This window comes from Bacillus cereus group sp. RP32 (assembly GCF_040459735.1).
In the GTDB taxonomy this organism is placed as follows: Bacteria; Bacillota; Bacilli; order Bacillales; family Bacillaceae_G; genus Bacillus_A; species Bacillus_A wiedmannii.
This window is the reverse complement of sequence record NZ_JARVHO010000001.1, coordinates 1,265,112-1,287,894: the sequence shown is the minus strand read 5'-3', so window position 1 is coordinate 1,287,894 and position 22,783 is coordinate 1,265,112. Positions and strand designations below refer to the sequence as shown.

Below are 22,783 nucleotides of genomic sequence, written 5' to 3'. Positions count from 1 at the left end.
GTATCAAGCTTTCACAACTATTTATTACATTTTATTTACAAAAAAAGCAAACTCTTTTACAAGTTTGCTTTTTATCTATCTTATAATGCACATTCTTCAATCTCAAACCCTAAATCTTCAATCATACCCCAGTCTGCAGTCGGTTCTTGTCCAGCTGTCGTTAAGTAATCTCCAACAAAAATAGAATTTGCTGCAAATAAACCGATTGGCTGCACAGAGCGTAAATTGATTTCACGTCCTCCTGAAATACGAATTTCTTTCGTTGGGTTTACAAAACGCATCATCGCCAGTACTTTTAAACATTCTATCGGCGTTAATTCTTTTTGTCCTTCAAGCGGCGTACCCTTTACAGCAACAAGGAAATTACATGGAATTGAATCTGCATCTATACGTTGTAATTCAAATGCAATTTCAGCACGTTCTTCTATTGTCTCCCCCATTCCAAAAATTGCCCCAGAGCATGGTGAAATGCCTGCTTGTTTCGCTTTTTGAACTGTATCAACACGATCGTCATACGTATGAGTGGAGCAAATACTTTCGTAATTATTTGCATGTGTATTTAAGTTGTGGTTATAACGATGTACACCCGCTTCTGCTAAACGTCCTGCTTGATCTTCGTTTAAGAAACCTAAACAACAACAAATCTTCAAATCTGTCGTTTCACGAATCTCCTTAACTGCTCCAATTACGTGATTCACCTCTTTATCCGTCGGGCGACGACCAGATGCTACAATACAATATGTACCCGCTTTACGGCGAATTGCTTCGTGTGCTCCTTCTACAATCTTTTCCTGCGTTAGCCATGCATATTTATCAATCGGCGCCTCTGAAATAATAGACTGTGAACAATATCCGCAATCTTCAGGACATAATCCAGATTTCGTATTAATAATCATATTCAATTTTACTTTCTTACCAAAGTGATGATGGCGAATGATGTAAGCTGCATTCATAATTTCTAACACTTCTGTATCATCAGCTTCTAATATTGCAATTGCATCCTCTTTCGTAATCATTTTCTCTTCTACTACGTCATGTGCAAGTTTTTTCCAATCCCTTTTTGTTTGTACTTGTTTCATTTCATCTCTTCCCCTCTTTTGTTATATGCATAAATAAAGCATGATACGTCGCCATTATCCCTTCATTTTCCGTGAAGTCTCTTTCGTATATGCGAAGCATCGCACGAAAGAGTGAGGGACTTTGACAATATGATTCTTCATTACTATTGGTCGCTCCTACTTTTCGAATAGAGTGTAGAAACTCCCTAACTTCTGTAAATCTCTCTATGTAACATGTTTCAGAAACATGCACATCCCCTGTTTCTATTTCACACATATGGCGCAACTGATTTTTCGAATAAAAAAGTTGCCCAATCGATGTTTCATTTTGTATATTTTTTTCTTCTTTCGCCCGCTGGAACGAAGCATGCAATTCTTGAAATGTTTCCTGTCCAAACGTTGAAAAGAGTAATATCCCATCTATAGACAAATGATGAAATAAATTTCTTATCACTTGTTTTAAATCATTTAGCCATTGAAATGTGGCATTTGAAATAATGACATCATATGTTTCTTCTAGTCGTAATCTTTCGATATCCTCACAGTAAAACGTTACATTTTTCACATTTTGTCTAGTTTTCGCAACTGCAATCATACTTTCAGCAAAATCAATGGCTGTAATATGTGCTTTCGGAAATAAGTTTGATAATTGCTCTGTAACATATCCTGTTCCGCATCCAAGTTCTAAAATACGTATCGATGAATTTGCACTATATCGCCGATTCAATGTAGAAAGTAATGAATGTGCCATCTTTTTTTGTACATTTGCATATTGATCGTAGGATACAGATGCCGCGTTAAACCGTTTTTGAAGTAACGTTTTGTTGATCATGTCGTATCCCCTCTACAAATTGAATTATCTCATTTCCGCAATATTCGAAATTCGTTACGCATAATGCGTGTCCAGCCTCACTTACTACCTTGAGCGTGGCAGTCTCATTCTCAGCCATACTACGCGCTGCAGACAATGGACAAATTACATCCTGCTCTCCGTGAATAAGTAGTATAGGGACTTTAATTTCTTTCAGTTCTTCTCTCATATCTGCTTCTATTAAATACTCCAAACCTAATTGCAAAGACTGAATAGAATCACCTTTAAAGCGTTTTATCATATCTTCAAACCTTTTATTCTCTTTCAGCTCATCTTTTGTAAACATATTTTCATAAAACCGCTTGAGCGTATCTTCTTTCTTTCTCGCTAAATTCTTTTTCAGCCGTTCTACATGCAGAGTATTCCATCCACTCGTATAATCGCTCGTATTTGTAAATTTGGCAGTACCACCAATTAGTACGATACCTTTTGCCTTAACCTTTTTATGAGCTTGAACTGCTGCTAACGCTCCTAGTGACCATCCAACTAAAATTACATTTTCATCTTTTGCTACATCTACTATTCGCCCCGCAAATTCACTTTGTTCTTTCACATTACGCCAATTGATACATTGAACAGAATATCCTTTAAAATACGGCAGAACTAAAGTCCAAACACCTTCTTCCATTCCCCATCCAGGAATAAAAATAACCTTTAGCTCTTTCATACGAAAAACCCCTCTTCTTTACCAATGCGTATAATATGCTGAATAGCCCATTTCAAATCAGCTATTGTATGTTGGGACGTAACTGCAAAACGGACCCGTGAACTATTAACTGGAACCGTTGGTGGACGAATTGCAATTGCTGCAATACCTACCTCTTGCAGCCTTCTACTAAACCGTAAAGCTGCTTCATTTGAACCGACTACAATCGGTACAATATGAGTTGAGCTATTCCCAATATCAAAACCAGCTTCTTGCAAATGTGTCCTAAAATATGCTCCATTCTCTATAAGTCTCTCTCTTCTTTCATTATCTTCTTTCACAATTTCAATTGCTTTTTGCACTGCTCCTAACGTTCCTGGTGGTAAAGCTGTTGTAAAAATAAAGCTTCTCATCATATTTTGTAAATACTCTATATACATTGCATCACCTGTCAAATACGCACCATAACACCCTAGAGCTTTGCTAAACGTCCCCATATGTATATCAATTTTTTGAGCAATATCTTTTTCTATATGAGACAACCCTGCTCCATCAATTCCATATATTCCACTCGCATGTGCTTCATCGACTATAATCATTGCTCCATATTTCTCTTTCATTTGCACTAAATCTCTTAAATATGCAGTATCACCATCCATACTAAAAACAGTATCTGTTACGATTAATTTTTTCTTTTTTGGCGGTGCTACTTGCAACAGCTTCTCTAAGTGATCTAAATCATTATGACGATACCTTTTATGCTCTGCTCCGCTTAATATAATCCCATCAACGATGCTTGCGTGATTTAATTTGTCACTAAACACAATATCGTGACGACAGGCTAATGAAGAAATCACTCCAACATTTGCGGTATATCCACTATTTACAACTAAGGCTTTTTCAGTGCCTTTCCAATCGCATATACTTCTCTCAACCTCTTCATACAGTGAATAATTTCCTACAACGAGCCTTGATGCTGTCGCTCCAGTTCCATATTTTCTTGTGCATGCAATAGCAGCTTCTTTTAACCTCTCATCTCCAGCTAACCCTAAATAATTATTTGACGCTAAATTTAGCATCCTTTTTTCATCTCGAATAAGCCATGTCTCTTCTGCTTGTTCTGTTACATGCAAATTGCGATACTGTCCTTGCTCATTTAATTGTTGCAATTTAGATTGAAGATGTGTGCGCCACGTTTGATTCATTTCGGATGAACTCCTCTAATTTTGAAATCATTATATACTCTTTTGCAGATTCCAAGACTTCTTCTTTTGTAAACGCACCTTCAAAGAATGGTAATAAACCTAAAACCGGTACCCCACTTAGCTCTTCAATCATTTCTTTATTTTCTTGTACTCTTTCCATTTCACATTCTTTGCAGCCGGATAAAATTACACCTGCTACTGTTAAGCCCTGTGCCTTTGCATAAGCAATTGTTAAAACTGTATGATTTACTGTTCCTAATGTAGGGCGTGCGACTATAATAAGAGGAAGCTGTAATTCCTTTGCGAAATCAATTACTAAAGCGTCTTCTGTATATGGAACAGCCAGTCCACCTGCTCCTTCTACAAATAGGCTATTAAACTCTTTCAATAGTTCATTATAATGATCCATAATGTCTTTTAAATGTACTACTCTTCCAGCTCTTTTCATGGCAAGTCTCGGAGCAAGAGGTTCTTCAATAGAATAAGGGCAAATTTCATCTTCTTTTGTTGGTACACCCGATAATGCTTTTAACCTTGCTGCATCTCCCTCTGGATTTGATGCAACATGTCCACTTTGCAACGGTTTATATACCCCGATGTTATATCCCAATTCTCTAAATACACCTGCTAATGCACCCGCAACTACAGTTTTCCCCACTTCAGTATCCGTTGCTGTAACAAAAAAACCGCCCATTATTCTCCCTCCGTAACATCCGAGATTGCTTTATACAAAATACGTAACATATCATCAATCTCATCAATTGTAGAAGCAAGAGGAGGCATAAATACAATCGTATTACCGAGTGGTCGCAAAATCATGCCCAGCTCTCTTGAACGTTTACATACTTGAACACCGACTCTCTCTGTCCATTCAAACGCTTCTTTCGTTTCTTTATTCTTCACAAGTTCAATTCCAACCATTAACCCGCACTGACGAATATCCCCTACATGTTTATACGCAAAGAGCGATTCTAATTGCGTCGCTACATATTCTGTCTTACTTGCCACTTCTTCTATTAAATTTGTTTTCTCGTATAGCTCTAGATTCGCAACGGCTACCGCACACCCTAACGGATTCCCTGTATAACTATGACCGTGGAAAAATGTTTTTTGTTCTTCATAGTCTCCTAAAAAGGCATTATAAATTTCATCTGTCGTTACGGTGATTGCAACTGGTAAATATCCACCTGTTAAACCTTTTCCGGCTGTTAAAATGTCCGGCGTTACATTTTCATGTTCACATGCAAACATTTTCCCTGTACGCCCAAATCCAGTCGCTACCTCATCTGTAATAAATAAAACATTATATTTTGTACATAAATTACGGAGCCCTCTTAAGTATCCTTTTGGCATTGTAATCATACCGCCAGCACCTTGCATTAAAGGCTCTACAATAATCGCCGCAATTTCTTCATGCTTTTCTTTCAGCAGCTCTTCCATTTCTTCTATATGTTTTTTCACAATTTCCTCCTTATTATTTCCATAAGGAGAACGATATGTATATGGATACGGCATTTTAATTGCCTCAAATAAAAGTGAACTATACACTTGGTGAAACAAGTCTATCGCTCCTACTGAAACAGCTCCAATTGTATCACCGTGATACGCTTCTTTTAATGTAACAAATCTTTGTTTCTTCGGTTTTCCTTTATGCTGCCAATATTGAAAGGCCATCTTAATTGCAATTTCAACGGCGCTAGAACCGGAGTCTGAATAGAATACTTTCTTCAAACCTTCTGGCACAACTTCAATTATTTTTTCTGCTAATAAAATAGATGGAACGTTAGCAAGTCCTAACATAGTAGAATGGGCAATTTTATTTAATTGCTCACGAATTGCTTCATCTAATTCTGGTACTTGATGTCCGTGAACATTTAACCAAATAGATGAAACACCATCCCAATATTCATTTCCATTTACATCGTATAGCTTTCTTCCCTCTCCACGTTCAATAATGACAGGGTCTTCTTCTAAATAATCTTTCATTTGTGTAAACGGATGCCATACATAAGCTTTATTTTTCTCCGATAATTCTTCATATGTATAAGACGATTTTTCAGTCGTATTACTATTAACAGTCACAATTGTCACCCCTAATGTTAACTAATTTATAAATAAAGTTAACATTAAATTTAAATGACTGTCAATTATTTTTAAATCAAATAGTTCTTAAAAAAGAACAACTTATCATACGATAAGTTGTTCTACTTTCCGTGTTGTACCTTTCCGATTTCTAAAATAATCTCTTCATCTTTTTTTCCTTCTGTATCAATTCCAAGTTGTTTTGCATGTTCAATTAATAAATCATGGCGCTTCTCAAATCTTGCGGTATTTACTTCTTTCGTAACCTCTTCTTTTGTTTTCCCTTCAGTAGAAACTCCTAGTTTCTCAGCTGCTTTTTCCATCGACTTCTTCTCTTCCGTTTCTTTCGCTTTCTTCACTTCTAACTGCTGTATTTGCTTTTGTTTCGCCTGCTCTGATTCAGCTGCAAAAGCTGTGTAAATTCCAGCACTTCCGCCAATGACTAGTAAGGTGGTAAAAAGAATTATTTTTTTCTTCACTCTTTCCTCCCCTTTCAAATTCATTATAACGTACAAATTTAGAACATTAAAAACATTTAACCTTTATTTCCCTAAAAAAATATTGAACATTTTTATTGACATATAAGATGAAAATGTGATAAAAATTTAACTAACATCATATGAATCGGCATTGATAGGATTTAGTAGTATTTCGATTTCTGATTTCAGAGAGCTGGTGGTCGGTGCGAACCAGTACAGAGCGAATTATGAATTACCCCCTGGAGCTTCTTTTGCGAAACGTAAGGAGTAGTGAAAGACGGTTATAGACCGTTATATCTAAAGAGTGGTGAAACGAAACTGTTTCACAATTTAGGGTGGTACCGCGAATTTTTCGTCCCTGCATATATTGCAGGGGCGTTTTTATTTTATTAGCGCATATCATACGACCCTTTATTTTGTGATACATTCATTTCACAAGCTAGGGTGGTACCGCGATATCTTCGTCCCTGCATAATTATATGCAGGGACGTTTTTTTATCCAATCATTTCCGTATCATATTGAAGGACCAACAATTACCGATAATTTGTCACAAAATTCTAAATTTTAGAAGGAAATACACAATATTGGCGAATTTTATATAAAAAAGAGCTATTTTAAATTACTTAGGAGGGGAAAACAATGGTTTCAAAAATTGAATCTGTTCTTTTAACATTATTTATCTTTTTCTGTATTGGCTTTAGTGTTATTCAATTAGAAGTTTCACCACACATCCCAATTTTATTTGGTATCGTTCTTTTATTAGCATTTGGATTTATGAAAAAAATCTCTTGGTCTACTATGGAAAAAGGGATGATCAGTAGTATTTCAGCTGGTATTCCATCTATTTTTATTTTCTTGCTTGTAGGCGTATTAATTAGTGTTTGGATCGCTGCTGGAACAATTCCAACTTTAATGGTATACGGCTTCCAGCTTGTATCTCCAAAGATTTTCGTTCCAACTGTTTTTGTTGTTTGTGCAATTGTTGGAACAAGTATCGGTAGTGCCTTTACAACTGCCGCAACTGTAGGACTTGCCTTTATGGGTATGGGTAGTGCTCTCGGATACGATCCAGCTCTAATCGCTGGTGCAATTATTTCTGGTGCATTCTTTGGAGATAAAATGTCTCCTTTATCTGATACAACAAACTTAGCTCCTGCTGTAACGGGTGTAGATTTATTTGAGCATATTCGTAACATGCTTTGGACAACAGTTCCAGCTTTCATTATTGCTTTTATCGCATTTTTCATTTTAGGAGGCGGTATTAGCGGAGACGTTGACTTCACAAACTTTATTAGCACTTTAGAGAAAAATACGACGATTTCTATCGTTACACTAATTCCAATTTTATTACTGTTCCTATTCGCATTTAAAAAAGTTCCAGCAGTTCCAACATTACTTGCAGGAATTGTGGTAGGAATTATTATTCTCTTTATTTTTAAACCTAGCACTTCTTTAGCTGATTTAATGAAAATTATGCAAGACGGATACGTTTCTAAAACTGGTATTAAAGACATTGATAGCTTACTATCTCGCGGTGGTCTACAAAGTATGATGATGTCGATTGCACTTATTTTCCTGGCTCTTTGTATGGGAGGATTATTACAAGGAATGGGTATTATTACGCAGCTCATGAATATCATCTCTAGCTTCGTAAAAAATAGCACACGTTTAATTATTTCTACTGCTTCAACTGCAATTGGTGTAAACTTCTTACTTGGTGAGCAGTACTTATCCATCGTTTTAACAGGACAAGCATTTGCTAATAAATACGATGAAGTCGGTTTAGAACGTCGGAATTTATCACGAGTACTAGAAGATGCAGGTACAGTTATTAACCCGCTCGTACCATGGGGAGTAAGTGGTGTATTCTTATCGAACGTCCTTGGCGTTCCGACATTTGATTACCTTCCATTCGCAATTTTCTGTTTAGCTTGCCCAGTCTTAACAATTATTGTTGGTTTCACTGGATTTGGCCTTTCATGGAAGAAAGAAAAAGCTGTAACACTTTCATAATATATTAAAAAGGATTACCTGAATCGGTAATCCTTTTTATATTTCTCCACTATCTATTTGCTTTCTTTCTTCTAAATAACAGAAGTAATCCCGCTCCAACAAACGCCAAGCCTGCTCTAATTGTAGAAGCAACACTTGTACCTGTTTTCGGTAAATCACGGTCTTCTTTATTTTCACTTACAGTTGTTGTTTCTTTTGAGTTTTGATTATCCGTTGTAGTTTGTCCAGATCCTGCATTATTTGCTTCATTTGTTGGTGGTGTCGTTGGATTTTCTCCATTACTACCTTCATCTGTTGGTGGTGTCGTTGGATTTCCTCCATTATTTCCTTCACCTGTTGGTGGTGTCGTTGGATTTCCTCCATTATTCCCTTCACCTGTTGGTGGTGTCGTTGGATTTCCTCCATTATTTCCTTCACCTGTTGGCGGTGTCGTTGGATTCTCTCCACCAGTTTCCTTATCATCATCGTTCTTCTTCGTTATATCAATTGCATATTTAGCAAATTCATTTTCAGATGGTCCAACATATGATATTTTCCCATCTTTCTTTATATACTTTTGTGCATTTGGTGAAGAATCGAATGTTGTATGTAATTTATCTGCAACAATCGGTTTAAACGTCCAATTTTTATCTGCTGCTGGATTAATAACTGGTGTTTCTTGCATATACTTCACAATGATTTGACGTGTTTCATCTTGTGATTGGTATACAACTTCGCCTTTACTTACACCTGGGAACGTTTGGCTACTTCCGCGATAGTTATTTGTAGCGACGATGAACTCTTGATTGTCAGCTACTGGCTTACCTTCATATGTCATATTTATAATACGATTCGTATTTGCATTTACAACTTTTCCATCTTTATCGTATTTCGTTGGTTGTGTTACATCAATTTCGTATTTTAAGCCATCTAAAATATCGAAGTTATATGTAGGATAGCTTATATTTACTAACGGCTGTTCTTCTGTTTTCTTTGGATTAATTTGGTTAAACTGACCTGCAGACATTTCAAGCCATTCTTTCACTTGTGCCCCATTTACTTTTACAGCATATAACGTATTTGGATATACGTATAAATCTGCAACGTTTTTAATCGCTAACGTTCCAGCTGGAATATCCGTATAATATGTAGCACCGTTTCGGCCACCTGCTTTAAATGGTGCGCCTGCAGATAAAACTGGAATTCCTTTATATTTGCTATACTGTCCATTTTCAGCAAATAACTTTTCTACATACCATTTTTGTGCATTTGTCACAAGTTGTACAGAAGGATCATCTTGTACTAATGAGAAATAACTATTAATTGGCGCTGTCGTTTTTCCTACAGCTGTATTCACATAATCAATTGTCGCTTGATGATCATCTTTAATTTCATTAACTAATTCTTGATCAGATTGTACTAATGGGTTCCCTTTACTATCAGCAATCGGACGAAGTTGCGGCTTCGATTGCTCTTTTTGTATTTCCCATTTTCCGTTTACCTTTTTCAATTGCATATCAATAATACCTAAGTTACTTCCAAAGACACCAGGCATTACAACTGGAACACCATTAAATACATCCTTCACTTCAGTATGTGAATGTCCCATTAATACTGCATCTACACCAGGAACTTCTGTTAAATAATACGAAGCGTTTTCCATGCCAACGTTGTATCCACTCTTATCAACGCCCGAATGCGCTAGTGCAACGATAACATCTGCACCTTCTGCTTTCATTTTTGGCACCATTTTCTTCGCTGTTTCAACTATATCTTTCGCTTTCACTTTTCCTTCTAAATTTGCTTTATCCCAGTTCATAACTTGAGGTGGAACAAATCCCATTACGCCAATTTTCACTTTTTGTTTTTGTCCTGATTCATCTTCTACTTCTTTTTCAAAAACATGATATGGTTTAAAGTAATTTTGGTCGTTCTCTTCATTAGTATCTTTATCATCTCTATAGACGTTCGAGTTAATAACCGGGAACTCTGTTTTACTAATTACTTTGTTTAAATAGTCTAAACCGTAGTTAAATTCATGATTCCCAAGAGAGATGACGTCATACTTCATTAAATTCATTAAACGATATAATGGATGTGTATAACTAGGATCCACAGGCTTCTTCGGATCATTTATTTTATTCGCTACATAATCTCCAAGTGGTGTCCCTTGCAATGCATCCCCATCATCAAATAGGACAGAGTTCTTTGCTTCTTCACGTGCTTTATTAACAAGTGTTGCCGTTTGCACGAGACCTACTTTATTATCTGTTTTCGTTTGATAATAATCGTAATTCATTAAGTTAACGTGAATATCTGATGTTTCTAGAATTCGTAAGTTAACCGTACTCTCCCCAGTTTGCTCATCCGCATGAGCTGTTGTTGGCAATACTTGCGGCGCTATTACACCTATAGCAAGAGTTGCTCCAGCTAGCATTTTTTTTGACTTTTTCACAAAAAATCCCCCTTATACAATTACCAAAAATAATGAAATAAACCTCTATTTGCCTCTAACCACATACCTTTTTTCTTCTATTAGAGACAAGATTTTCATTTCATCCTGCGCTAATGAGTAGTCCCCTTAAACGCCCGATTAGTGAAACTTTAATTAGTGGGAAATAAAGCCCTACTCATTAAAATTTCACCTTATCTGACATTATCATATATAATGTACTTTCATATCGTCAATATTTTTTGACATACTTCTACAAATTTTCTGTAAAGTTGTTGTAAACTTTTCATAAACATATAATATGCCCTTACATTGTTAATACTGCTGAATATGATACAATTACCAATTACAAGGAGGATGAATTTATGAAAAAAGTCATCTTAACAATTGTTTGTCTCCTCCTTCTAATCATTTCTTATTCTTATTTTGAAAAGAACGATGAGACAAAACAAAATGAACCCGAAAAAAATACAGAAAAAACATCTACTCCAAGTTGGATTGATAAGCAAACAAACGATTCCTTTTACCATCTCGTACTAGGTGATTCTCTCGCCAAAGGATATGGATCGACACAAGGGGGATTTTCTGAATTAGCTTCTAGACAAATAGAAGCACAAATTCATAAACCAATTACAGTAGAAAACCTTGGGATAAACGGTCTTACAACAGATCGTCTCGCTAAAAAAGTGCAATCAGAAGATGTAAAGCAAAAAATTAGAGCAGCAAATATCATTACAATTAATATTGGAGGAAATAATTTATTCCGTTTAAATCGTGATGTCGGTGTTATAGATGGTATTAAAATGTTAAATAAAGAAAAAGCTCATTTTGAAGCGGATATAAAAAATATTGTAAAGACAGTTCGAGATCAAAATCCGAACGCTTTACTCATTCTCTCAGAACTCTATAATCCGTTACAACTCGATGACTCCATCGCCAGTTATGCAGATATGTTTTTAGATGGCTGGAATGAATCCGTTTATTCCATTTCAAAAGCAAATCAACCATCTATCGTTTTACCAATTCGTAAATTAATATCAAATGATAAAAAAGATTTACTCTTTGACCAAGTACACCCAAATGATGATGGCTACGCGATTATTGCCGATTCATTTACAAAAAAAGTGTTGGCCTACAAATATTAAAATTTCCATGAAACAATTCTATTTTTATAACATGTCTTTTTTGTTACAATGATAGTGGAAGGGGGCCTTTATATGGAATCACGCGAGTGGGAACGTATTGTTGATCATCTTCTTTCGCTAGTGCCTCTTTTTTATCGCAAATTTATGCTTCCTGGAGAATTTTCTTCTCAAAGACATATGCCGCCATCACATACACAAGTATTGCTACTTCTGCATGAAAATGGCACATTAGCAGTTTCCGAAATCGGCAAGCGGCTAGCGATTTCACGGCCTAACATGACACCTCTATTAAACAAACTGATTCAAGAAGAATTAATAGAGCGTCATTATAGCGAAAAAGATCGACGGGTCATTTTAATTTCCCTAACAGCTGAAGGGAAATTGTTAGTAAATCAATATCAACAATTCATTTTAGACAAATTAAAAGAAAATTTCCAAACATTATCTGAGGAAGAGCGCGAAAAGCTCATTCACTCTCTTCAAACCATTCAAAATTTAATTTTGAAAACAAACGCATAAAGCTGCTTCTACATAGAAGCAGCTTTATGATTCGTAATAATTACCATAGTATACATTTGAATATGGCCATGTCGTTAAATATGGTTTTTGTTCTTGCGTAGGCTGTTGTTGTGGTATTTGTGGTAATTGCTGTAATTGTTGTTGTCGATATAATTCGTATTGTCTACTCATATCATAAACCGGATAATAATTTACATATGGGTATACTTGCGGTACGTAATAATAATACATTCATTCTCTCCCCCTTTTTCTTAAACATATTCAAAGGAGAAAATGAATGTGACACTCTTTATATTTGCACGAGTGGTTCTCTCACTCGTTTCTTTCTGTTCTTCAAACGTAGCTTACGGTTCTTTTCATATAAATAATGCACAACGAAATATGAAATTCCCCCAAACACCACTCCTAAAATCGTCATTCCAATTAATACATACACTTCACTCTGCACTAAACCCTTTAATATCGTAAAAATATGACTCGAAAACAAGTCAGATATCGTAAATGGTTCATGATGTATTTTTTGTACATGAAATGGGTATATCATTTTTCCTAACGCATAAGCAAATGGAAATAAAAATATCGGTAGAAACGATATTTTCCCAATAATATTGCCAATAACCGCAGCAGGAAAAGATCCCTTTGCTAATCGGACGATCGGATAAAATATTACGTATACGAGCGATGCCGTATATATAACCAACATCTCTAAACCAAAACCAATCGCAAAACCTAATGATACTTTCTTTGCTCCTTCTGGTGATCGAAGCAACTTATAATATTGAAACTTTAATATTCTCCACATCCGCTGAAAAAACGAATATGTTTTCTTAGTTGTTTTCAAATTCATCATCTCTTTAACTATATTTTTTCTATCTAGTATGTCCTTACATGATATGAAAAACAAATTTAGTTTACTCTTTTTATTATAAATGATATAGAGATGGTTAACCAAATATACATACGACATTTCACTCTAAAAAGCACACCTCCAATTGTTATTCGTGCTTAACAATTGGGGTGCACATCATTTAGGAAAGCTCTTCTACATTTTTAAATAAACTTACTAATAATGCTTTTTGCGCATGCAATCGATTACCCGCTTGCTCAAATACGATAGACTGCGGTCCATCTATAATTTCTCCTGTTACTTCCTCTTCACGATGGGCAGGTAAACAGTGTAAGAAACGATACGTTTGCTTCGCATGCATAACAAGTTCGGTATTAATTTGGTACGGTTGAAATAAAGTATATTTCTCTTCTTCTCCCTCTTGCCCCATGCTCATCCAAACGTCAGTATAAATGAAATCTGCTTTACTCACTGCTAATTCAGCGTTATGCAAAATTTCAATTTCAGCTCCTGTTTCTTCAGCAATCGCTAACGCTTTTTTTACAATTTCCTCATTCGGTTCATACCCTACAGGCGTTGCAACAGTCATATTCATTCCAACTTTTGCACTCGCTAACAACAATGAATGACATACGTTATTCCCATCACCTACATAAGCCAATTTTATTCCTTTAAATGTATTTGTTTCTTCATATATTGTCATTAAATCTGCCAACGCCTGACAAGGATGGTGATCGTCCGTTAATCCATTAATAACAGGAATGCTCGATTCTTTTGCAAGCTCTTCTACATCGGCATGTGAGAATGTACGTATCATGATCCCGTCAATATAATGAGATAATACTTTCGCAGTATCTGAAACGCTCTCCCCTCTTCCAATTTGCATCTCTTTCCCACTTAAAAACATGCCATGTCCTCCGAGCTGTACCATTCCTGCTTCAAAAGATACGCGAGTACGAGTTGAATGTTTATCAAAGATAAGCCCTAATATTTTTCCTTGTAATAAAGGCTCTTGCTTATTCTTTTTTAAATATATAGCGAACTCAATTAAAGAAATGATTTCTTCTTGCGTCAGTTCTTCTAATGTTAACAGATCTTTCGTATTTAATTTCGGTACTTGTACAGTTGACATGGAATTTCCCCCTTATATGATTGATACGTTTTTTGTACAAACTACTTTTTTTATCATATATACTACCTGTTCTAACTCTTCATTCGTTACAATAAGTGGTGGTAATAGTCTTATCACATTAGATCCTGCTTGTAATACGAGAAGTCCCTCTTTCTCTAGTTGTTCTATAAAACTTGCAACTTCATGCTTACACTCAATCCCAATCATAAGCCCCTTACCACGTATATTTTGAATACAGTCGACATGTCGTAATTCCTCTCGCAACTTCTCTAATACGTATTCGCCCTTTTCCTTTACTTCTTTTAAAAACGATGGTCTCTTACTTACTTGCAATACTTCTTTCGCTGCAGCCATCGCAATATAATTCCCGCCAAACGTTGAACCGTGTGACCCTGCAGTGAACGACGTTCCGAGTTCCTTACGGCCGATCATCGCTCCAACAGGAATACCATTTCCTAGTGCCTTTGCAACGGTAACGATATCAGGTTTTATTCCCATTTGTTCGTAAGCAAATAGTGTTCCTGTTCTTCCTATCCCCGTTTGTACTTCGTCTATAATAAATAAGGAGCCGAACTTATTACATAATGTTTCAATCTCTTCCAAAAAAGATAGATTAGCAGGTATGACTCCTCCCTCTCCTTGAACAACTTCTACCATTACCGCCGCTACTTCTTCATTCATTACTTCCTCTAACACCTTCACGTCGTTAAAAGGGATATGTAAAAAAGACGGAAGGAGTGGACCAAATCCTTCTTTCACTTTATTTTGCCCCGTCGCACTCATCGTTGCGAATGTTCTACCGTGAAAAGACTGCTGGCATGTTACGACGAGAGATTTTCCAGTATGCTTACGAGCCAGCTTCAACGCAGCCTCATTCGCCTCTGCCCCGCTATTACAGAAAAAAACAGAATCTAACGCTATATTTTCTGTTAATAATGACGCTACTTCTTCTTGTAAGCTGTTTGTAAACAGGTTAGATATATGCCATATATCATGAAGTTGCTCTTGTACAGCTTTCATAACAGTAGGGTGACAATGCCCTAAATTACATACGCCAATTCCTGATGTAAAATCTAAATATTGCTTACCATTTTTATCAATAACTTTCGTTCCACTTCCCTTTACAAACTCAATATTTCTTCTCCCATATGTTTGAAAAAGATGACTTGTCATACGATACTTACCCCTTTCGTTACCGTCGTTCCGATACACTCTCCCGTAACTTCAGTAAAATCTTTTGTACCGTTCACAATACTTATCTTTTGCACTCCCATTTTTAATGAAGCTAGTGCCGCCTGTACTTTCGGAATCATCCCGCCTGTAATAACTCCTTTTTCTATTAAAGTAACAATTTCAAATTCATCCGTTTTCTTTACTAATTTTCCTTCATGTAATATCCCATCTACATCCGTAATAAAAATGAGTTCTTTTGCGGATAACGCGGACGCAATTCCAGCTGCAGCGGTATCCGCATTTATGTTATAAATCTCATTATCATTTATCCCGATTGGAGCAATAACAGGAATATAATTCAAATTTATCAATCCTTTTAGTAAGGCTGTTTCGACATAACTTACTTCTCCCACATATCCTATTTCTTCACTGACAGGTTGAACTTGAAGTAAATTGCCGTCACACCCTGAACAACCTACCGCAAGTAAATTATGCCTTTGCAACTTCATTACAAATTTTTTATTCGTACTTCCGCATAGCACCATTTGAACAATATCCATAACTTCTTTTGGTGTTATTCGTAACCCATCTCTTTTTTCTACTTTGATGTTACAATCTTTTAATTGCGCATCAATTTCTGGGCCGCCACCATGGACAATCACTACTTTATACTTCTGTTGCAATTTCTTTATACAATCAAAAAACACATCATTTAATTGATCCAACATACTACCGCCGCATTTCACTACAATATAATCGCTCATCTTCCCTCTCCTTATGTACGATAACAAGCGTTTATTTTCACATATTCATAGCTTAAGTCACAGCCCCAAGCTGATCCGGTTTCTTCTCCTAAATGTAAATACACATCAATCATAATTTCATGTTCTTTTAATTTCTTTTTCATTTCCTCTTCAGAAAACATTTGAGGTTCACTATTTTTTAACACAGCGATAGATTGAAGAGTAATATCAATTGTATTTGGATTAATCACTACTTCACTTTGTCCCATACTGCTAATAATTCGCCCCCAATTTGGGTCTTCACCATGTATTGCTGTTTTCACAAGACTCGAACCGACTATTTGCTTTGCAATTTTCTTTGCCTCTTCATTCGTTCGAGCTCCTAGCACATTTACTTCTATTAACTTCGTAGCACCTTCACCATCTTGTGCAATTTTTTTTGCTAAATCTTCACATACCTTCTGTAAAGCAAATACGAAAGTTTCCCAATCTGCATGTTCCATATTGATTGGTTTCGTTTCTGATAATCCACTTGCCATAACGATGACCATATCATTCGTAGAAGTATCTCCATCCACCGTAATTTGATTAAATGTATGATTCGTTATTTGTGATAATGCTATTTGCAATACATCATGCTCTATATGAGCGTCTGTCGTAATAAAACTCAGCATCGTTGCCATATTCGGATGAATCATCCCTGAACCTTTAGCAACACCAGCAAGCACCACTTTCTTCCCATCAATCATCATCTCATAGCACGTTTCTTTCGTTATAAGATCCGTCGTTAAAATCGCTTCAGAAAAAGAATGAGCTTCACTTACTTCCTTCGTCGGGATAAGATTTGCAACTCCCTTTCGGATTATATCCATCGGTAAAGGAACACCAATTACACCTGTTGAAGCTACTGCAACGTAATTTTCTTTCACTCCAAAATGTTCCGCCCCTAATGCACGCATCTCGTAGGCATCTTGTAAGCCTTTCATTCCTGTACAAGCATTTGCATTTCCACTATTGACGATAATCGCTTTTAATTTCCCCTCAGCTGCTATACTGTCTTTCGTTACTTGCAGCGGGGCTGCTTGTATTTGATTCGTTGTATAGACAGCGGCACATGATGCTGGCACTTCACAAATGATCACACCTAAATCTCTTTGTTCTTTTTTTAAACCATTTGCAGTACCGATTGCCAAAAAGCCTTTTGGCGTTACAATTGAACCATTTTCCAATTTTGTTATAGACTCTACTTTAATCATCATGTCCCCCTTATAGATAAAGCGGCATATGTTGTAAGCCTGTTGTTTCTTCTAGTCCCGCAACTATGTTTGCATTTTGAATCGCTTGCCCAGCCGCACCTTTCATCATATTGTCTATAACAGAAACGACTGTCACTCTTCCTGTTCTTTCATCGTAAGCTATCCCCATATCACAATAATTTGAGCCCCTCACTTCTTTCGGACTTGGAAACTCTCCTTGCGTGCGAATTCGAATAAAAGCCGATTGTTCATACGTTTCTTCATATAATTTTTGAAGTTGTTCTATTTCCATTTCTCGTTTTACTTTCGCATAAAGGGTAACCATAATCCCCCGTGATATCGGTATTAAATGTGTACTAAACGTGATTGGCTTCGTTTTCCTATTCCACTCTGCAAGCATTTGCTCAATCTCAGGAACGTGTTGATGCTCATTTACTTTATAAATGTGCAAGTTATCGTATAACTCAGGAAAGTGAGTCATTGTTGTTGGCGTTTTTCCAGCTCCAGATACTCCTGATTTCGCATCAATAATAATGGAATCTTCTTCAATCATGCCGCTACGTACTAACGGCAATATCGCTAATAATGCGGCTGTAGCAAAACATCCTGGGTTTGCAATTAAATTTGTATTTTGAATCTCGGACCTTTTCCATTCACTTAACCCATATACAGCTTCACTAAGAACTTCTTCTTTTGCAGCTGCCCTTTTATACCACTGTTCATATATGAAAGGATCTTTCATACGAAAGTCTCCAGATAGGTCAATTACTTTTAAACCTACTGCTAATAATTTTGGAGTTAACTCTGCTGATACTCCTGCTGGGGTTGCTAAAAATACAATTTCCGCTTTCTTCTTTATTTCCTCCGCATTAATTTCTTGTAACGTATGAACAAGAACATTTTGAAAATGCGGATATACATTTGTTATAGACTCGCCAACTTGCGAAAAAGAATGAAGAGATGCTATCGAAAAATATGGATGTTGCTCTAATAACCGAATTAACTCAATACCTCCATACCCAGTTGCTCCAATAATCGCGACTTTCATATGCTCCTCCTCATATCGATTCTTTAAATTAAGTATGATTATAATATTGTATATTTATAGAGTCAATTAAATATTTATAAATTTTACAAACTTAAAAAACTTAATTTTACTAGAAAAACAATATACAAAACCGGATTTTTATACAATAACAATGTATAGTAGTTTTTTCATTTCACTTCAAGTACAATAAAACAATACATACGTACATACAGGCGGGGAAAAACATGAATGAAAAATTAATTGAGAAAATGATCATAAAAAGTTTTCAACAATATCAATGTAATCCTATGTCAAATGAGGATCAGGAAATGCTAATTAAACATATTTAAACGATAATTCATTCAAATACTGAAATTGATGTATACGAGGCAGTTGAGGATATCGTTTACGATTATGTGACTGGAAAATAAAAAATAGGAGATTTCCATATGGAAATCTCCTATTTTTTATTTAATGATTTACCTGCAACACGCTCAAATAAACCTGGGAATAGTGCATAAAGTTTCGGACCAATGCCCATCCACTTCGGTAAGTTTACTTCACGCTTTTTCGTTTGCATCGATTTTACGATCTGCTCTGCTACATATGTTGGTTTTAACATGTACCGTCCCATATTTTTCACATATGTACCGGATTGATCCGCTATTTCAAAAAAGTTTGTATCTATCGGACCTGGATTAATCGCTGTTACGAAAATATTTGTACTAGACAACTCCATGCGTAAACTATTCGTAAATCCTAATACTGCATGTTTCGTCGCTGCATACGCACTCGATTTTGGAGTTGCAATTTTCCCAGCAAGTGAAGCAATATTAATAATATGTCCTTCGTTCCTTTTCACCATATAGGGTAGTACCGCTTTCGTACAAGCTACTAATCCAAATACATTTACTTGGAACATATCTTTCACTTCATCCATTGACGCATCTTCAAATGTTTTAAAAATACCAAATCCCGCATTGTTTACTAATATATCAATACGTCCCACTTCTTGTAATACCTTTGAAAAAACAGATTGTACTTCCATCTCTTCACTTACATCTAATACATAATAATAGCAAGGCGTATTATAAGTTTCTTTAATTTTCTCTGCTAACGCTTTTAATTTCTCTTCTGTTCTAGCCATTAATACTGGAGTCGCCCCCTGCTCTGCAACTTGCATTGCAACTTGCTCTCCAATTCCACTAGAAGCACCTGTAATGACGATTACTTTATCTCGTAAACGTCCCGTCATTGCTGTCACCTACTTTGCATAATAAATCAATTGTTGCGAAGATTCATCAATCATCACTTGTTGATTATATGCTAAAAAGTCTAATTGTCCAACAGTTTCTGAAATAGTAAGCGGCAATTGCTCCTTATATAATACCGGAAATAGTTTTACACATACTTCAAATGCTGTCATTGGTTTTTCCTTTAATAACTCAAGCACTTTAAACGCACGTGTTTCTTGCTTTTGTAATCTCGTTTCAATAAGTTGTTTCACATTTAGAACATCTTCTCCATGTCCTGATAAAATGCGCGAAATATTCATTTCACTTAAACGCTTTAATGTTTGATTATATTGTAATAACGGGCGCGCCCTTTCTGTTTGTCCTTCATATGGTGGTTCTAATATGGGATTCGAAGAAATATGGCTAATGAGAGCATCCCCGCCAATTAATATTCCATCAGATTCTCTATATAATGAAATATGAGTGGAAGCATGACCTGGTGTTTCGATTACTGTAAATCCAGGTAAAGAATCAATACGATCTCCCTCTCTCACAGTATGCGTTAACGATCTATTACAAGAATATTTAAGTGTCTTCGTCGTCAATAACGCCTCGTCTTTCAAAAATGCCGCTGGAACACCAAATTGCAAAGCTGTCTCTCTAAAAAACTCATGATACCACTTTAAAAATTCTGGATTTTGCGTGATCCAAGGCTCATTCCAAGGATGTCCAATAATGTTCGTTTTCTCAGAAAATATATTTAAAAGCCCACAATGATCCGCATGATGATGCGTAATGACTACTGTTTTAATATCTTCTATCGCATATCCTAATGTACCTAATTGCCTTTCTAAAGCACTTCTTGCCTCTTCTGTATTCGTCCCTGTATCAATTAATGTTAATGTCTCCCCCTCAACTAAAAACACATTCACAGTTTCAACTGCAAATGGCACAGGAATCTCCATTCGGTGAATCGCCGTCATGCTTAGCCCCCCTGTCTCTTTCCGGTTCAAAAATGAATACTTCTTCAGTTTACAACTTCTATATATATTTGTCATTATTTTCAGATAAAAAGAGGTGTTTCCTGTAAAAAAACGAATGTATGTACATTTATAAGAATTTCTAACCAAATTTAAAGGAGGAACATCATGTCTATTCAAAACATTTCCTTTCTCGGTGCAGGCTCTATTGCTGAAGCTATTATTGGTGGCTTGTTACATGCAAATGTTGTGAAAGGCGAACAAATTACCGTAAGTAATCGTTCTAACGAGACAAGATTGCAGGAGCTACATAAAAAATATGGCGTAAAAGGTACGCATAATAAAAAAGAGCTACTTACTGATACAACTATTCTTTTTCTAGCAATGAAACCAAAGGATGTTGCAGAAGCGCTTACTCCTTTTAAAGAAGATATACATAATAACCTGCTTATTATTTCCTTATTAGCAGGTGTTTCTACTCACTCGATTAGAAACTTACTTCAAAAAGATGTTCCGATTATTCGTGCGATGCCAAATACATCTGCAGCTATTTTAAAATCAGCTACTGCTATCTCGCCTTCAAAACATGCAACAGCGGAACATATTCAGACTGCCATAGCTTTATTTGAAACGATCGGTCTCGTCTCTGTTGTAGAGGAAGAAGATATGCATGCTGTCACTGCATTATCTGGAAGTGGGCCTGCTTATATTTATTACGTAGTGGAAGCGATGGAAGAAGCCGCAAAAACAATTGGTTTAAAAGAAGATGTTGCAAAGTCACTTATTCTTCAGACGATGATTGGTGCTGCTGAAATGCTAAAAGCAAGTGAAAAACACCCTTCTGTTTTGCGAAAGGAAATTACTTCTCCTGGCGGAACGACCGAAGCAGGCATTGAAGTATTACAAGAACATAAATTTCAACAAGCACTTATTTCTTGTATTACACAGGCTACACAACGATCACATAATCTTGGGAAAACATTAGAACAACTAACAAAAGAAAAATAAAAATGGAGCTCAATCTTACTTGAGCTCCATTTTTATATTAATATATATTGTTTAGTTATTAGTCTTCCCAAAAATCTCTTCTTGCAGACGGCGACCAGTTGGTGTTGCTGCAAGTCCACCTTCTGCTGTTTCACGAAGTGCTACTGGCATCGTTTGTCCGATTCTAAACATCGCCTCAATCACTTCATCACATGGAATTGTACTCGTTACGCCAGCTAATGCTAAATCAGCTGAAATCATCGCATTCGCAGCTCCTGCTGCATTACGTTTTACACAAGGTACTTCTACAAGCCCTGCAACAGGATCACATACTAAACCAAGCATATTCTTTAATGAAATCGCCATCGCTGTAGCTGCTTGATCTTGTGTTCCACCAGCCATCTCAACTGCTGCTGCTGCTGCCATTCCACTTGCTGAACCTACTTCAGCTTGGCAACCTCCTGCCGCGCCGGAAATACAAGCATTATTCGCAACAACCATACCGAAAGCTCCTGCTGTAAATAAAAATTCGATCATCTCTTCGCGTGTCGGCTGTAATTTTTCTTGCAGTGCAAACAGTACACCTGGCACTGTTCCAGCAGACCCTGCTGTTGGTGTTGCACAAATAATTCCCATCGCTGCGTTTACTTCATTTGTTGCAACAGCTTTACTCACCGCGTCCAAAATCGTATCTCCAGATAAGCCTTTTCCGCTATTCATATACGCCTGAACTTTTACAGCATCTCCGCCAGTTAAACCAGTTGGTGATTTCACTCCGCGAATACCACGTTCTACTGCTTGCTCCATCACGACTAAGTTCTTTTCCATACCAGCAATTACTTCTTCACGTGAAATACTTCTTGTTTTCATTTCACATTGAATCATAATTTCTGCGATTTTTACATTTTGTTCTTTAGCTTGCGCCACTAGTTCCGCTGCGTTCCGAAACATGG

At 36.4% G+C, this 22,783-nt stretch carries 22 protein-coding genes, 1 pseudogene and 1 other annotated feature; of the genes and pseudogenes, 5 read left to right on the top strand and 18 right to left on the bottom strand.

Annotation, left to right across the window (positions count from 1 at the left end):
* Nucleotides 1-80: 80 nt before the first annotated feature.
* From bioB to QCI46_RS06715, 7 genes are all read right to left on the bottom strand, one after another.
* Nucleotides 81-1,079: a biotin synthase gene (gene bioB / locus QCI46_RS06745; RefSeq protein WP_000815838.1), complete on the bottom strand. Its 999-nt coding sequence runs from the start codon at nt 1,077-1,079 to the stop codon at nt 81-83.
* A 1-nt stretch (nt 1,080) separates the two neighbouring features.
* On the bottom strand, nt 1,081-1,890 hold the full coding sequence (bioC, locus tag QCI46_RS06740) for a malonyl-ACP O-methyltransferase BioC (protein ID WP_306007367.1): 810 nt from the start codon (nt 1,888-1,890) through the stop codon (nt 1,081-1,083).
* The gene (locus QCI46_RS06735) at nt 1,856-2,596 is read right to left on the bottom strand and encodes an alpha/beta fold hydrolase (RefSeq protein WP_353839841.1); all 741 of its coding nucleotides are present in this window, start codon (nt 2,594-2,596) and stop codon (nt 1,856-1,858) included. The genes bioC and QCI46_RS06735 overlap by 35 nt, the downstream gene beginning before the upstream one ends.
* Nucleotides 2,593-3,780, bottom strand: a complete 1,188-nt coding sequence (gene bioF, locus QCI46_RS06730) for an 8-amino-7-oxononanoate synthase (protein ID WP_353839840.1) — start codon at nt 3,778-3,780, stop codon at nt 2,593-2,595. Before bioF ends, QCI46_RS06735 begins: the two co-directional genes overlap by 4 nt.
* Nucleotides 3,746-4,474 (bottom strand): dethiobiotin synthase, encoded by a 729-nt coding sequence (bioD, locus tag QCI46_RS06725; protein ID WP_097907239.1) that lies wholly within the window; start codon nt 4,472-4,474, stop codon nt 3,746-3,748. Before bioD ends, bioF begins: the two co-directional genes overlap by 35 nt.
* On the bottom strand, nt 4,474-5,862 hold the full coding sequence (gene bioA / locus QCI46_RS06720) for an adenosylmethionine--8-amino-7-oxononanoate transaminase (RefSeq protein WP_353839839.1): 1,389 nt from the start codon (nt 5,860-5,862) through the stop codon (nt 4,474-4,476). Before bioA ends, bioD begins: the two co-directional genes overlap by 1 nt.
* Before the next feature lie 122 nt (nt 5,863-5,984).
* Nucleotides 5,985-6,341 (bottom strand): hypothetical protein, encoded by a 357-nt coding sequence (locus QCI46_RS06715; RefSeq protein WP_137011333.1) that lies wholly within the window; start codon nt 6,339-6,341, stop codon nt 5,985-5,987.
* Between the two features lie 142 nt (nt 6,342-6,483).
* Nucleotides 6,484-6,704: a binding site (T-box leader), on the top strand.
* A 277-nt stretch (nt 6,705-6,981) separates the two neighbouring features.
* Here QCI46_RS06715 and nhaC point away from each other — a divergent pair.
* The gene (gene nhaC / locus QCI46_RS06710) at nt 6,982-8,355 is read left to right on the top strand and encodes a Na+/H+ antiporter NhaC (RefSeq protein ID WP_353839838.1); all 1,374 of its coding nucleotides are present in this window, start codon (nt 6,982-6,984) and stop codon (nt 8,353-8,355) included.
* 49 nt (nt 8,356-8,404) lie between these two features.
* Here the strand turns inward: nhaC and cpdB are convergent, their stop codons facing one another.
* Nucleotides 8,405-10,789 (bottom strand): bifunctional 2',3'-cyclic-nucleotide 2'-phosphodiesterase/3'-nucleotidase, encoded by a 2,385-nt coding sequence (gene cpdB / locus QCI46_RS06705; RefSeq protein WP_483299012.1) that lies wholly within the window; start codon nt 10,787-10,789, stop codon nt 8,405-8,407.
* 362 nt (nt 10,790-11,151) lie between these two features.
* On the opposite strand from cpdB, the gene QCI46_RS06700 reads away from it, so the two are divergent.
* Both QCI46_RS06700 and QCI46_RS06695 read left to right on the top strand, forming a co-directional pair.
* Nucleotides 11,152-11,931 (top strand): GDSL-type esterase/lipase family protein, encoded by a 780-nt coding sequence (locus QCI46_RS06700; protein WP_353839837.1) that lies wholly within the window; start codon nt 11,152-11,154, stop codon nt 11,929-11,931.
* A gap of 72 nt (nt 11,932-12,003) precedes the next feature.
* Nucleotides 12,004-12,450 (top strand): MarR family winged helix-turn-helix transcriptional regulator, encoded by a 447-nt coding sequence (locus tag QCI46_RS06695; RefSeq protein ID WP_000445817.1) that lies wholly within the window; start codon nt 12,004-12,006, stop codon nt 12,448-12,450.
* A gap of 24 nt (nt 12,451-12,474) precedes the next feature.
* Here QCI46_RS06695 and QCI46_RS06690 read toward each other — a convergent pair whose 3' ends face one another.
* From QCI46_RS06690 to argC, 7 genes are all read right to left on the bottom strand, one after another.
* Nucleotides 12,475-12,681 (bottom strand): hypothetical protein, encoded by a 207-nt coding sequence (locus QCI46_RS06690; RefSeq protein WP_000291951.1) that lies wholly within the window; start codon nt 12,679-12,681, stop codon nt 12,475-12,477.
* A 58-nt stretch (nt 12,682-12,739) separates the two neighbouring features.
* Nucleotides 12,740-13,300 (bottom strand): DUF2062 domain-containing protein, encoded by a 561-nt coding sequence (locus QCI46_RS06685; RefSeq protein WP_033657731.1) that lies wholly within the window; start codon nt 13,298-13,300, stop codon nt 12,740-12,742.
* 178 nt (nt 13,301-13,478) lie between these two features.
* A complete protein-coding gene (gene argF / locus QCI46_RS06680) occupies nt 13,479-14,429 on the bottom strand; it encodes an ornithine carbamoyltransferase (protein WP_353839835.1) in 951 nt (316 codons plus the stop codon).
* A gap of 12 nt (nt 14,430-14,441) precedes the next feature.
* Entirely contained in the window at nt 14,442-15,602 is a 1,161-nt protein-coding gene (locus QCI46_RS06675; RefSeq protein WP_353839834.1) for an acetylornithine transaminase, read from the bottom strand.
* Nucleotides 15,599-16,366, bottom strand: a complete 768-nt coding sequence (argB, locus tag QCI46_RS06670) for an acetylglutamate kinase (protein WP_353839833.1) — start codon at nt 16,364-16,366, stop codon at nt 15,599-15,601. Before argB ends, QCI46_RS06675 begins: the two co-directional genes overlap by 4 nt.
* Before the next feature lie 11 nt (nt 16,367-16,377).
* Nucleotides 16,378-17,601 (bottom strand): bifunctional glutamate N-acetyltransferase/amino-acid acetyltransferase ArgJ, encoded by a 1,224-nt coding sequence (gene argJ / locus QCI46_RS06665; RefSeq protein ID WP_353841844.1) that lies wholly within the window; start codon nt 17,599-17,601, stop codon nt 16,378-16,380.
* A 10-nt stretch (nt 17,602-17,611) separates the two neighbouring features.
* Complete coding sequence (argC, locus tag QCI46_RS06660; protein ID WP_353839832.1) at nt 17,612-18,649, bottom strand: N-acetyl-gamma-glutamyl-phosphate reductase; 1,038 nt, start codon at nt 18,647-18,649, stop codon at nt 17,612-17,614.
* A 224-nt stretch (nt 18,650-18,873) separates the two neighbouring features.
* Between argC and QCI46_RS06655 the strand changes: the two are divergent.
* Nucleotides 18,874-19,059: pseudogene (locus tag QCI46_RS06655) on the top strand (YqzH family protein).
* A 29-nt stretch (nt 19,060-19,088) separates the two neighbouring features.
* On the opposite strand, the gene QCI46_RS06650 reads toward QCI46_RS06655, so the two are convergent.
* Together QCI46_RS06650 and QCI46_RS06645 are read right to left on the bottom strand one after the other, a co-directional pair.
* The gene (locus tag QCI46_RS06650) at nt 19,089-19,883 is read right to left on the bottom strand and encodes an SDR family oxidoreductase (protein ID WP_353839831.1); all 795 of its coding nucleotides are present in this window, start codon (nt 19,881-19,883) and stop codon (nt 19,089-19,091) included.
* A 9-nt stretch (nt 19,884-19,892) separates the two neighbouring features.
* A complete protein-coding gene (locus QCI46_RS06645) occupies nt 19,893-20,846 on the bottom strand; it encodes an MBL fold metallo-hydrolase (RefSeq protein ID WP_064474854.1) in 954 nt (317 codons plus the stop codon).
* Nucleotides 20,847-21,011: 165 nt separating this feature from the next.
* On the opposite strand from QCI46_RS06645, the gene proI reads away from it, so the two are divergent.
* Nucleotides 21,012-21,851 carry a pyrroline-5-carboxylate reductase ProI gene (gene proI / locus QCI46_RS06640; protein ID WP_000027261.1) on the top strand — a complete coding sequence of 280 codons (840 nt, stop codon included), beginning with the start codon at nt 21,012-21,014 and terminating at the stop codon, nt 21,849-21,851.
* Between the two features lie 51 nt (nt 21,852-21,902).
* Here proI and sdaAA read toward each other — a convergent pair whose 3' ends face one another.
* Nucleotides 21,903-22,781, bottom strand: a complete 879-nt coding sequence (gene sdaAA, locus QCI46_RS06635) for an L-serine ammonia-lyase, iron-sulfur-dependent, subunit alpha (protein ID WP_000489470.1) — start codon at nt 22,779-22,781, stop codon at nt 21,903-21,905.
* Nucleotides 22,782-22,783 lie beyond the last annotated feature (2 nt).